This is a genomic window from Pseudomonas sp. CCI3.1, from assembly GCF_034313985.1.
In the GTDB taxonomy this organism is placed as follows: domain Bacteria; phylum Pseudomonadota; class Gammaproteobacteria; order Pseudomonadales; family Pseudomonadaceae; genus Aquipseudomonas; species Aquipseudomonas psychrophila.
In genome coordinates, this window is the sequence record NZ_JAVIWO010000001.1 from 5,274,985 (window position 1) to 5,288,125 (window position 13,141).

Genomic DNA, 13,141 nt, shown 5'->3' on the forward strand with positions numbered 1-13,141 from the left:
AGGTAGTGTGGCCCCCTCCAGATCTGAAGTCTGGCAATCCAGCCCCCACAATGACTGTCATCTTTTGCTCATGACCCCTCTATAACGTAAATAGCCGGTAAAGAGCCTTTTCATAACGGCTCGCACTGCTTATCGTTCGACTTCCTGAAAATTATCGCTCGCGCTAATGGTTGATCACTCCATGCAATCCTCTGTTTCCCACAAATCCCGTTTCTGGCTGTTTGGCCTGCTGGTCTTGCTGATAGTCCTTGGCCTGTGCTGGTGGCTCTGGCCTTCTGCCCCGAAAAAGGCCACGAGCGATCAGCCCGCAGGGCACACCAGCCGCTCAGGGATGATGCGTCCCGGGTTTGGCGGGTCGACTCAGGCCGTGCCAGTCAGGGTGTCGGAAGTCACGCAGGGTAATTTTCCGGTGTACTTCAAGGCGCTGGGCACAGTGACTGCACTCAACACGATCAACGTACGCAGTCGCGTGGCGGGAGAGCTGGTCAAGATCTATTTCAAGGAAGGGCAGATGGTCAAGGCTGGCGAGCTGCTGGCTGAAATCGACCCGCGAAGCTATCAGAACGCCCTGCTGCAAGCCGAAGGCACCCTGCTGCAGAACCAGGCCCAATTGAAAAACGCCCAGGTTGATGTACAGCGCTATCGCGGCCTGTATGCCGAAGACAGTATCGCCAAGCAGACTCTCGATACAGCCGAAGCACTGGTCAGCCAATATCAGGGCACGGTCAAGACCAATCAGGCAGCCGTCAATGATGCCAAGCTGAATCTGGACTTCACCAAGATCCGTGCGCCGATCAGTGGCCGTGTGGGCTTGCGTCAACTGGATGTCGGCAATCTGGTTGCAGCCAACGACACCACGGCCCTGGTTGTGATCACCCAGACCGAGCCGATCGTGGTCGCCTTTACCTTGCCCGAGACCAATCTGTCACTGGTGCTTGAGCGTTATCGCAGCGGCGCGAAAATGCCGGTTCAGGCCTGGAACCGGGGTGACACCAAAGAGCTGGCAGTGGGTGTGTTGAGCAGCATCGACAACCAGATTGATATCACCACCGGTACCCTGAAGTTCAAGGCGCTGTTCGAGAACCGCGATCAAGTGCTTTTCCCCAACCAGTTTGTCAATGTCCGCCTGCTGGCCGACACCCTGGTAAACGTGGTGCTTGCGCCGACAGCGGCCATTCAGTTCGGCACCAACGGCTCGTTCGTGTATGCAATGGACGGCGACAACAAGGTCAAGATCCGCACCATTAAAGTGGGCGCCACTGACGGCGATGTGACAGTGATCGAAGACGGCCTGGTGCCGGGTGATCGAGTGGTGCTCGAAGGTACGGACCGTCTGCGCGACGGTGGTGCAGTCGAAGTGGTCAATGACAGTGTTGAAGTGCCAACAACGGCCGCAGGGCAACTGCTGGATGGCGGCCCTGACACCGATACAGCCCCGGCCCCTGACAAAGCCAAGACCAAGGCCCACGAATGAATCTGTCGCGGCTGTTTATCCTTCGCCCGGTCGCAACCACGCTGTGCATGCTGGCCATTGTGTTGTCCGGGATTATTGCCTATCGCTTGCTGCCGGTGTCGGCCTTGCCTCAGGTCGACTACCCGACAATCCGTGTGATGACGTTGTATCCCGGGGCCAGCCCGGATGTCATGACCAGTGCCGTGACGGCGCCGCTTGAGCGTCAGTTCGGGCAAATGCCGGGTCTGACGCAAATGGCCTCGACCAGTTCCGGTGGCGCATCGGTGCTGACGTTGCGCTTCAATCTCGATATCAACATGGATGTTGCCGAGCAACAGGTGCAGGCCGCGATCAACGCCGCCAGCAACTTGTTGCCCAACGATTTACCGGCGCCGCCGGTGTACAACAAGGTCAACCCTGCAGATACCCCGGTGCTGACCCTGGCGATCAGCTCCAAAACCATGCCGTTGCCCAAACTCAATGATCTGGTCGATACGCGCATGGCGCAAAAAATCGCCCAGATCAGCGGCGTTGGCATGGTCAGTATTGCCGGCGGTCAACGCCAGGCCGTGCGGATCAAGGTCAACCCTGAAGCGCTGGCCGCCAATGGCCTGAACCTGTCGGATGTGCGGGCCCTGATCGGGGCATCCAACGTCAACCAGCCCAAGGGTAACTTTGATGGCCCGACCCGGGTCTCGATGCTGGACGCTAATGACCAGTTGAAAACCCCGCAGGAATACGCCGAGCTGATCCTGGCGTACAACAACGGCGCGCCGCTGCGACTCAAGGACGTAGCCGAAATTGTCGATGGCGCCGAAAACGAGCGTCTTGCCGCCTGGGCCAACGAAAATCAGGCCGTGTTGCTCAATATCCAGCGCCAGCCCGGTGCCAACGTGATTGAGGTGGTGGACCGGATCAAGGCGCTGCTGCCGAGCATCACCGATAACCTGCCGGCGGGTATTGATGTCACGGTGCTGACCGATCGTACCCAAACCATCCGCGCCTCGGTACGTGATGTGCAGTACGAATTGCTGATCGCCATCGCGCTGGTTGTGATGGTGACGTTCCTGTTTTTACGTCGCGCCAGCGCCACCCTTATTCCATCGATTGCCGTGCCGCTGTCGCTGGTCGGCACCTTTGGGGTGATGTATCTGGCGGGGTTCTCGATCAACAACCTGACGCTGATGGCTCTGACTATCGCCACCGGTTTTGTGGTGGATGACGCCATCGTCATGCTCGAGAACATTTCGCGCTATATCGAAGAGGGCGACAGCCCGATGCAAGCGGCGCTCAAGGGCGCCAAACAGATCGGCTTCACCCTGATCTCGCTGACCCTGTCGCTGATTGCGGTACTGATCCCGCTGCTGTTCATGGCCGACGTGGTGGGGCGCTTGTTCCGGGAGTTTGCGATCACCCTGGCGGTGGCGATCCTGATCTCGCTGGTGGTCTCGCTGACCCTGACGCCGATGATGTGCGCCCGCTTGCTCAAGGCAGAACCCAAGCCGCAAGAGCAGGGGCGTTTCTACCGTGCCAGCGGCGCGGTGATTGACTGGATGATTGCCGAGTACGGGCGCATGTTGCAGTGGGTGCTCAAGCACCAGCCGCTGACCCTGCTGGTGGCTATCGGTACTCTGGCATTGACCGTGTTTCTGTACATGGTGGTGCCCAAGGGGTTCTTCCCGGTGCAGGACACCGGGGTGATCCAGGGAATTTCCGAGGCGCCGCAGTCGATTTCGTTCAGCGCCATGAGTCAGCGTCAGCAAGCGTTGGGCAAGATCATCCTGCAAGACCCGGATGTTGAAAGCCTGTCGTCGTATATCGGGGTGGACGGTGATAACCCGACGCTGAACAGCGGACGCATGCTCATCAACCTCAAGCCTCACAGCGAGCGCAGCGACAGTGCTACCGAGGTGATTGCGCGCCTGCAACCGCAACTCGACAAGCTGGCAGGGATTCGCCTGTTTATGCAGCCGGTGCAGGACTTGACCATCGAAGACCGTGTGAGCCGCACCCAGTATCAGTTCAGCCTGTCTTCGCCGGATGCCGAGTTGCTCAGCACCTGGAGCGAAAAACTGGTAACGGCACTGAACAATCAACCTGAACTGGCCGATGTGGCCAGCGATCTGCAAGACAAAGGCTTGCAGGTGTACTTGGTGATTGACCGTGATGCGGCCTCGCGCCTTGGGGTGTCGGTCGCCACTATCACTGACGCGCTGTACGACGCTTTTGGCCAGCGCCAGATCTCGACCATCTACACCCAGGCCAGCCAGTACCGCGTTGTGCTGCAGGCCAAGGACGGCGAGAAGATCGGTCCCCAAGCCCTGGATCAGATCCATGTGAAAACCACCGACGGCGGCCAGGTGCGGCTGTCGAGTCTGGCCAAGGTCGAAGAGCGTCAGGCGCAACTGGCAATCTCACACATCGGCCAGTTCCCTTCGGTCATGGTCTCGTTCAACCTTGCCCCAGGCGTTGCTTTGGGCCAGGCAGTCGAGCTGATCGATCAAGTGCAAAAGGACATCGGCATGCCGCTGGGGGTCAAGACTGAGTTCCAGGGTGCAGCGCAGGCGTTCCAGGCTTCGCTGTCGAGCACCTTGCTGCTGATTCTGGCTGCGGTGGTGACCATGTATATCGTGCTCGGTGTGCTCTATGAGAGCTACATCCACCCGATCACCATCCTCTCGACCCTGCCGTCGGCGGCGGTCGGTGCCTTGCTGGCGCTGATTCTCAGCGGCAATGACCTGGGGATGATTGCGATTATCGGCATCATCCTGCTGATCGGTATCGTGAAGAAGAACGCGATCATGATGATCGACTTCGCCCTCGATGCCGAACGTAATCAGGGCATGGCCCCCGAGCAGGCCATCTATCAAGCCGCGTTGCTGCGCTTCCGACCGATTCTGATGACCACCCTTGCGGCGCTGTTCGGTGCTGTACCGTTGATGCTGGCCACCGGTTCGGGGGCTGAACTGCGTCAGCCGCTGGGCCTGGTCATGGTGGGCGGTTTGCTGGTGAGCCAGGTGCTGACCCTGTTCACTACCCCGGTGATTTACCTGTATTTCGATCGATTGGGTCGTCGCTGGCGCGGTGATGATGCCCAGGCTGAGCAGGCGTCTGTATGAACCTGTCCGGCCCGTTCATCAAGCGCCCGGTAGCCACCATGCTCCTGAGCCTGGCAATCATGTTGCTGGGGGGGGTGAGCTTTGGTTTGCTGCCGGTGTCGCCGCTGCCTCAAATGGATTTCCCGGTGATTGTGGTGTCGGCCAACCTGCCGGGAGCCAGCCCCGAGGTCATGGCGTCAACCGTGGCCACGCCGCTGGAGCGATCCTTTGGCGCTATTGCCGGGATCAACACCATGAGCAGCAATTCTAGCCAGGGCTCGACCCGGGTGATTTTGCAGTTCGATCAGGACCGGGATATCAACGGTGCTGCGCGAGAAGTGCAAGCAGCGATCAACGCTTCGCGCAACCTGTTGCCCAGCGGCATGAAAAGCATGCCGACCTACAAAAAGATCAACCCGTCACAAGCGCCGATCATGGTGCTGTCGCTGACCTCCGAGGTGCTTTCCAAAGGGCAGCTCTACGACCTGGCTTCCACCATTCTTTCCCAAAGCCTGTCCCAGGTGCCGGGTGTGGGCGAAGTGCAGATTGGCGGCAGTTCGTTGCCCGCGGTGCGTATCGAACTGGAGCCGCAGCTGCTCAACCAGTACGGTGTCTCGCTGGATGACGTGCGCAGCACCATCGCCAATGCCAACGTGCGTCGACCCAAGGGCGCGGTGTCCGACGGTGATCGTAACTGGCAGATCCAGGCCAACGACCAGTTGGAAAAAGCCAAGGATTACGAGCCCCTGATCATTCGCTACCAGGACGGCGCAGCGCTGCGTCTGAGCCATGTGGCCAAGGTCAAGGACAGTGTCGAAGACCGTTACAACAGCGGTTTTTTCAATAACGATGCGGCAGTCTTGCTGGTGGTCAACCGCCAGGCCGGTGCCAACATCATCGAGACCGTGAACGCGATCAAGGCCCAATTGCCGGCCCTGCAAGCGGTGCTGCCGGCCAGTGTCCAGCTGAACCTGGCGATGGACCGTTCGCCGGTGATCAAGGCCACGTTGCATGAAGCCGAAATGACCCTGCTGATCGCCGTGGCGCTGGTGATTCTGGTGGTGTTCCTGTTTCTGGGTAATTTCCGTGCATCGCTGATTCCGACGCTGGCAGTGCCGGTTTCATTGGTTGGCACTTTTGCGATCATGTACCTGTACGGCTTCTCGCTGAACAACCTGTCATTGATGGCCTTGATTCTGGCGACCGGGCTGGTGGTGGATGACGCCATCGTGGTGCTGGAGAACATCTCGAGACACATTGATGCCGGTATTGCACCGATGAAAGCGGCGTACCTGGGGGCCCAGGAAGTCGGTTTTACCTTGCTCTCGATGAACGTGTCGCTGGTGGCGGTGTTCTTGTCGATTCTGTTCATGGGCGGGATTGTCGAAAGCCTGTTCCGCGAGTTTTCCATCACCCTCGCGGCTTCGATTGTAGTGTCGCTGGTGGTGTCTTTGACCCTGACGCCGATGCTTTGCGCTCGCTGGCTTAAACCCCATGTGCCGGGCACTGAAAACGCCATGCAACGCTGGAGCATACGGCTCAACGAGCGCATGGTCAGTGGTTATGCCCGTAGCCTGGACTGGGTGCTGCGGCACAAGCGCCTGACCCTATTCAGCCTATTGGTGACCATTGGCGTCAACGTTGCGCTGTATGTCGTGGTGCCCAAGACCTTTATGCCGCAACAGGACACCGGGCAACTGATCGGCTTTGTTCGCGGCGACGATGGCCTGTCGTTCAGCGTGATGCAGCCGAAGATGGAAATCTTCCGTAAGGCTGTGTTGGCCGACCCGGCGGTCGAGAGTGTCGCAGGCTTTATTGGCGGCAACGGTGGCACCAACAATGCGTTCATGATCGTGCGCCTCAAGCCGATTTCAGAGCGCAATGTGTCCGCGCAAAAGGTCATCGAACGCTTGCGCGAAAACATGCCCAAGGTACCCGGTGGCCGCCTGATGCTGATGGCCGACCAGGACCTGCAGTTTGGCGGCGGGCGTGATCAGACCAGCTCGCAATATTCCTACATTCTGCAAAGTGGCGACCTAGGCCAGTTGCGCACCTGGTATCCGAAGGTGGTGGCTGCCCTCAAGGAGCTGCCGGAGCTGACAGCCATCGATGCCCGCGAAGGGCGTGGCGCACAGCAGGTGACGCTGGTGGTCGATCGTGATCAGGCCAAGCGCCTGGGCGTGGATATGGACATGGTCACTGCCGTGCTCAACAACGCCTACAGCCAGCGGCAGATTTCAACCATCTACGACAGCCTGAACCAGTATCAGGTGGTGATGGAGGTCAATCCCAAATACGCCCAGGACCCCGAAACCCTGAATCAGGTGCAGGTGATTACCGCCGATGGTCAGCGGATTCCGTTATCGACCATTGCCCATTACGAAAACAGCCTGCAGAACGACCGTGTATCCCACGAAGGCCAGTTCGCCTCGGAGACCATTGCGTTTGATCTGGCTCCCGGCGTGACGCTTGAGCAAGGTACAGCGGCCATTGAAAGGGCTGTCGCAAAACTCGGCTTGCCCGAAGAAGTGATCGTGAAAATGGCCGGTACGGGCGATGCGTTTGCGGCCACACAAAAAAGCCAGCCGTTCATGATTTTGGGTGCGTTGGTGGCGGTGTATCTGGTGTTGGGGATTCTCTATGAGAGTTACATCCACCCACTGACCATTCTGTCGACCTTGCCATCGGCCGGGGTGGGTGCGCTGCTGAGTATCTACCTCACGGGCGGTGAGTTCAGCTTGATCTCACTGCTCGGTTTGTTCTTGCTGATCGGTGTGGTGAAGAAAAACGCGATCCTGATGATCGATCTTGCGCTGCAACTGGAGCGACACTCCGGCCTTGGCCCGCAAGAGTCGATCCGCAGCGCGTGCCTGCAACGTTTAAGGCCGATTTTGATGACGACCCTGGCGGCTATTCTCGGCGCCTTGCCGCTGATGCTGAGCACCGCCGAAGGTGCAGAAATGCGCCAGCCCCTGGGCCTGACCATTATCGGCGGGCTGATTTTCAGCCAGATCCTGACCCTCTACACCACCCCTGTGGTTTACCTCTATCTCGACCGTTTACGCCATCGTTTCAACAAATGGCGTGGCGTGCGCACTGATGCTGCTCTGGAAACTCCGCTATGACCTCTCGTTTGCTTACTCTTGCACCGGCTCTGTCGTCCCGACGTTGGCCGCTGGCCCGTGGCTCGCGCCTGCTGGGCCTGGCGCTGTCCGCCGTATTGCTCAGTGCCTGTGCGATTGGCCCGGACTACCAGCGGCCGCAAACGTCAGCGCCGCTTGAGTACAAGGAGGCTGCTGGCTGGACTCAGGCCAACCCCAGCGACTCATTAGCCCGTGGTGCCTGGTGGGAGTTGTACGGTGATCAGCAGCTCAACGGGCTGGTTGAAACCCTAAACAGTTCCAACCAGACCATTGCGCAGTCCGAAGCCCAGTTTCGTCAGGCCCAGGCATTGGTGCGCAGCGCGCGCGGGGCCTTTTTGCCGAGTGCCGACCTGAGCGTGGGCAAAACCCGCTCCAGTCAGGGGACCGGTAGCTCCAACTCCAGCCTGACTAGCTCCAGCAGCGGTATTCGTGACACTTTGAATGCTCAGGTCGGGGTGAGCTGGGAGGCTGATGTGTGGGGCAAGTTGCGTCGTGGCCTGGAAGCCAATGAGGCCAGTGCCCAAGCCAGCCTGGCCGATGTGGCCGCAATGCGTCTGAGCCAGCAGTCGGAACTGGTGCAGAATTACCTGCAGCTGCGGGTGATCGATGAGCAAAAGCGTTTGCTGGAGGCTACGGTCGAGGCATATCAGCGCTCGTTGAAAATGAGTGAAAACCAGTACCGGGCAGGGATTTCCGGCAAGGACGCGGTGGCTCAGGCACAAACCCAGTTGCGCAACACCCAGGCCAGTCTTATCGATCTGATCTGGCAGCGTGCGCAGTTTGAAAACGCGATTGCAGTGCTCACAGGGCAAGCACCCTCGGGCTTCAATCTGGCTGAAATCAAAGATGTGCCCACGTTGCCGCAGATCCCGGTCAGCCTGCCTTCACAATTGCTCGAAAGGCGCCCTGATATCGCTTCGGCGGAGCGTTCGGTTATCGCCGCCAATGCCAATATCGGTGTGGCTAAAGCTGCTTATTATCCGGATTTCAGCCTGAGCCTGTCGGGCGGTTACAGCAGCAGCCAGTATCAGGACTGGATCAGCGTGCCGAACCGTTTCTGGTCGGTGGGGCCGAAAATTGCCTTGCCGCTGTTTGATGGTGGCCAGCGTTCGGCAGAGGTGGATCGTAACGAAGCCGTGTATGACCAGACCGTGGCCAAGTACCGTCAGACCGTGCTTGACGGCTTGCGGGAAGTGGAAAACTACATGGTGCAATTGAAGGTGCTGGGAGATGAGTCGGTTGTGCAGGAGCAGGCACTGGAATCGGCCCGGGAATCGCTGCGTTTGACCAACAACCAGTACAAGGCCGGTCTGATTGCTTACCTGGACGTGGTCTCAGTACAAACCACCGCTCTGAGTACCGAGCGCAGCGTGCTCAACCTGCTGCAAAGCCGGCTGATTGCCAGCGTGCAGTTGATTGCGGCGCTGGGGGGCGGCTGGGATGGCAACATCGACCTGAGTGCCCGGGAACAATAAATCCTGTCCTGATGGTGCTTGCCCAGCCGCCCTTGTGGGAGCGAGCCCGCTCGCGAAGGCATCATCGCGATTTTACGGATGCACCGCGGCGCCAGAATCGCGAGCAGGCTCGCTCCCACAGTGAATCGAGGAGGGAGCAAGGTTATGTGAGCCCTTTTGGGAGCCTGCTGTGCTTACCCAGCCGCCCTTGTGGGAGCGAGCCCGCTCGCGAAGGCATCATCGCGATTTTACGGATGCACTGCGGCGTCAGAATCGCGAGCAGGCTCGCTCCCACAGGTTCTACTGATAAAAACTGAACCGGTCCTTACCGCTGTTCTTGGATGCGTACAACGCCTTGTCGGCATTGGCAAGGGCCTGGTTCAGGGTGTCGTTATCTCCCACCCGGGCCAGGCCGATGCTCACGGTCACCGGATGTGCGTGCGGGTCCTCACGCACGTGCAGGCACAAGGTGTCCATCAGCGTCTCGGCGTCGCTGCGACGTACACCTGACAGGTACACGGCAAACTCCTCTCCGCCCAGTCGCGCGTACTCATGGTCAGCCATCACCTCCTTGATGATGTCGGCAGTACGCTTGAGCACCTCATCGCCAATATCATGGCCGTACTGGTCGTTTACCTTCTTGAAATTATCGATATCGATCATCGCCAGATAGTGATCACGCTCACGGGGCTGTGCCTGCAACTCATGACTTGCCTGGAGCATGAAGGAACGCCGGTTGGGAATCTCGGTCAGGGCATCGATATAGGCCTGGGCCACCAACAGTTTGGACATGGTGTAGTTGTGCAGTTTGACCCGACGCAATTTGAAGAAACTGTAAGTCGTCAGGCTGCACAGAAAGGCGAAATAGCACAGGATCAGGAGGCCACGCAGATCCATGATCGACGCCTGGGTCATCAGGAAAGGGTTGAGCACGATGCAGTCAATGACCGCGACACTCAGGAAGGCCCAACGGCTAAGGGGTAGAATCGATGCGCTGTAGAGGATGCTGGAGCTGGCAAGTGCCAGCCAGATGGGTTGTGTATCCGCGGGCAAGCCAAAGATGATCAGGCGCAAGCCCAGGGTAATGACCAGGACGAAAACCAGGTTGAGTACGTCGAAGTGCCGGTACTTGTGAATAAAGCCGAGCATGATGGTCAGCACCACCATGGTGCTGATAAACAGCAAGGACAGGACGGTCAAACCCTGGCCGCCCTTGATGCTGACAATAAGGTTGAACAGCAGCCAGATGGCAATGCTCGCGGTGTAGGTCAGCCGGCAAAAATTGCGCAGGTTATCAAAATCATATTGGGCAAATTCGGCTTGCAAGGCAGGCGGGGCGGCTTGTTTTGAGATCTCTGATTCAATGGTTTTGAGCATTGCGCCCCTTGATCACTGTCAGATGAATGAATCCGGGTGATCACGTGTTCAGTAACGCCTACCCGGGCTACCCAGATAACCCTAGCAGGAGTTTGCGGCTTATCGAAACGGGGTATCAGCCATCGTGGGCGAAGACTTCGCCGATGCTGCGACGGCGCGCATGTTGTTCGCTTGCCCGAATCAGTTCTTCTAGATCCTCAGGGGTCACGTCTATAAATGCGTCCATTTGCTGCAGTGCATTTTGCAAGTCCTGAGCGGTAATACCCGGATCACCAGAGACCTGATCCGCTATCACCAGGGGGTTGGCCTCGGTCGATTTTTTGGGGTAACGCACCCGGGTCAGATTGTTGTAGGCCAGCGCCGCAAGCAGCATGCTGATCGCGCTGAGCATCACCGGGGCAAGTACGCCCCAGCCCAGGCTGGCGCTGTCCGGATCGGCCAGTACCACCAGTAACGCCAGCGCTCCGGCAGGGGGGTGCAGGCAGCGCAGCAGGCACATGCACAGCAGGGCTATGCCGACGGCGAGGCAGGCGGTGTCCAGGTCACGCCCGAAAAAGTACACCACTGCCAGTGACACCACCGTTGCGCACAAATATCCGCCGACAATCGACCAAGGTTGTGCCAGCGCTCCTGACGACACGGCAAACAGCAAAATGGCAGAAGCCCCCAGCGGGCCAATTAAATGCATGGCCACGGGCAGACCGAAGAACAGGCTGCACACCCAGACGCTGAACAGTGTACCAAGGGACACGCCAATGGCTGCGCGGCTCCACTCGGCGGGACGGGTGTTCGTAGCCGCAGGCAATAGGCGGCTGATCCAGCGGTTTTGCATGGTCAGGAAAGTCCGGTTTTGAGGAGCTGGCAGGTAAAAAAAGGGCCTGACGGGTTTTCCGGCAAGCCCTTGAAAATGTCCCTTCATTTGGGGGAGGAACGGGTGCAGTCTGCCCCGAAATGAAGCAGTCCGCAAATGCATAATAATGCTAATTAAGTGCATTAAAATTGATGTTATGCGCTGTTATCCCCGATTATCAGGGGTGAGCTTGCCCAGTACCCGTTCATATACCTCGTTGTTCAAGAGCCGCTGCTCGATAAAGGTGCGTGCGTTGGGGCTCTTGGCCAGCGGGCCCTTCAAAACAATCAGAGCATCTCTCAGCTTCAGCAGTTTGCAGAGTGTGAACAGGCAAGCGTCGTCAGCGCATCCTTGCGCCTGGATACACAGGTTCTGCTGGGAGGAGGGGATAGCATTGGCAGCCAAGGATTTATTCATCGCGTTGTGCTCCGTAGTTGAGGGCATGGATGGATGCATAGAGGGCTTGTCACCAATGCCCGGTATCAGGATACAAGCAGTGACATATCGCTCATTTACTCGGAGCGCGATCTAGGATTTGCGGCAGTGATTGTAAAGGGTCAAAACAGCGAGGTGGTGTCAGTCAATGCGCAGCGAGAGATAAGATTTACGGAGAAAATCGTAGGATTGTTCAATGTAGGTGGTGAGGTATTTGGGGGCGTAAATTCACGCAAATATAGGGATGCAGGCGCACTTTTGCCGATGTGGTTTCTTACTGAAACTTACATCAGTGTTGAAAGTAGAAATACTTTTTGCGCGTGGTGTAATGACCGATTCAAGCCGGGCCTTCAGGCAATTTTGAGCTCAGGCAATACGAGGGTTCTAATCGGCTTTACCTAGAAGCCATCCTTCAAATGCGCTCTGGGCCGGGTCTTCCAGGCAGGGTGCGTAGTAGCTCAGATGCAAGTGCCTGTCGGCGTCAACCGTCAAGGTGGTGTGCTCAAACGAGATGTTTCCAAATGAGGGGATATCAAGGTGCCTGATGCCTTGGCAGGGCCCCTGGATATCTTGCCTGTTCCACCAGTGCTTGAATTCGGCACTGACTTTTTCGAGGCTGCGCACCAGTTCAGTAACGTCGCTTTGTGTCGACGCGTGAGCAAAGTCCCTGCGAAAACTGGAGAGCATGTGTATCGCTTGTTGCTCCCAGGCGCACAGTAGCGAACGCATTATTTCATCGGTAAAGAGCATCCACAGCAGGTTGCGCTGTTCTGCAGGTTTGTCCGCAAAGTTGAATATTTTGTCGGCGGCCGAGTTCCAGGCCAGCACATCCCAGCGCAGATTGAGTACATAGGCAGGGCGCAGAGGCATGTCTGCCATTAAGCGATGGATGACTTTTGGTACCACGCACCATGTTTGCGCCTGTTCAGCCGGTGCTCGTTGATAGGTGAGCAGGTAAAGGTGCCTGCGCTCTGTGGCATCAAGTCTCAAGACACGGCAAAGACTGTCGAGGAACCCTGGCGAAACTCCGATCTCGCGGCCTTGCTCAAGCCACGTGTACCAGGTCAGACCGACGCCGGCCAACGCGGCGACTTCCTCGCGCCGCAGCCCCGGGGTTCTTCTTCGTCCGCTCGCGGGTAACCCTGCCTGTTCGGGTGAAATTCGCTCCCGACGACTACGCAAAAATGCCGCCAGTTCGTCCCGGGTACGCGCCAGTGTCCGAGTCATTACCCAGTTGCTCCTAGTAATAGTATAAGTGGTAGATATTGTAACAATTATTAGCATGCTAAAGAATTCGCCGAATGAGGGCGCGCGCAGAGCAGGTGCCGCCC

8 protein-coding genes are annotated in these 13,141 nt (G+C 58.0%); 4 read left to right on the forward strand and 4 right to left on the reverse strand.

Going from position 1 to position 13,141, the window contains the following annotated elements:
- Positions 1-166 precede the first annotated feature (166 nt).
- Genes RGV06_RS24320 through RGV06_RS24335 form a run of 4 tightly spaced genes read left to right on the forward strand, consistent with a single transcriptional unit; the run spans position 167 to position 9,169 of the window.
- Complete coding sequence (locus RGV06_RS24320) at positions 167-1,474, forward strand: MdtA/MuxA family multidrug efflux RND transporter periplasmic adaptor subunit (protein ID WP_322151636.1); 1,308 nt, start codon at positions 167-169, stop codon at positions 1,472-1,474.
- Entirely contained in the window at positions 1,471-4,572 is a 3,102-nt protein-coding gene (locus tag RGV06_RS24325) for an MdtB/MuxB family multidrug efflux RND transporter permease subunit (RefSeq protein WP_322151637.1), read from the forward strand. Before RGV06_RS24320 ends, RGV06_RS24325 begins: the two co-directional genes overlap by 4 nt.
- Positions 4,569-7,676 (forward strand): efflux RND transporter permease subunit, encoded by a 3,108-nt coding sequence (locus RGV06_RS24330; protein ID WP_198822622.1) that lies wholly within the window; start codon positions 4,569-4,571, stop codon positions 7,674-7,676. Before RGV06_RS24325 ends, RGV06_RS24330 begins: the two co-directional genes overlap by 4 nt.
- Entirely contained in the window at positions 7,673-9,169 is a 1,497-nt protein-coding gene (locus RGV06_RS24335) for an efflux transporter outer membrane subunit (protein WP_019828954.1), read from the forward strand. The genes RGV06_RS24330 and RGV06_RS24335 overlap by 4 nt, the downstream gene beginning before the upstream one ends.
- A 279-nt stretch (positions 9,170-9,448) precedes the next feature.
- Here the strand turns inward: RGV06_RS24335 and RGV06_RS24340 are convergent, their stop codons facing one another.
- From RGV06_RS24340 to RGV06_RS24355, 4 genes are all read right to left on the reverse strand, one after another.
- Positions 9,449-10,525 (reverse strand): GGDEF domain-containing protein, encoded by a 1,077-nt coding sequence (locus tag RGV06_RS24340; protein WP_046809542.1) that lies wholly within the window; start codon positions 10,523-10,525, stop codon positions 9,449-9,451.
- 115 nt (positions 10,526-10,640) lie between these two features.
- Positions 10,641-11,357 carry an HPP family protein gene (locus RGV06_RS24345; protein ID WP_019828956.1) on the reverse strand — a complete coding sequence of 239 codons (717 nt, stop codon included), beginning with the start codon at positions 11,355-11,357 and terminating at the stop codon, positions 10,641-10,643.
- A gap of 183 nt (positions 11,358-11,540) precedes the next feature.
- Positions 11,541-11,792, reverse strand: a complete 252-nt coding sequence (locus RGV06_RS24350) for a hypothetical protein (RefSeq protein ID WP_019828957.1) — start codon at positions 11,790-11,792, stop codon at positions 11,541-11,543.
- A 402-nt stretch (positions 11,793-12,194) separates the two neighbouring features.
- Positions 12,195-13,037: a helix-turn-helix transcriptional regulator gene (locus tag RGV06_RS24355; RefSeq protein ID WP_322151638.1), complete on the reverse strand. Its 843-nt coding sequence runs from the start codon at positions 13,035-13,037 to the stop codon at positions 12,195-12,197.
- Between the last annotated feature and the right edge of the window lie 104 nt (positions 13,038-13,141).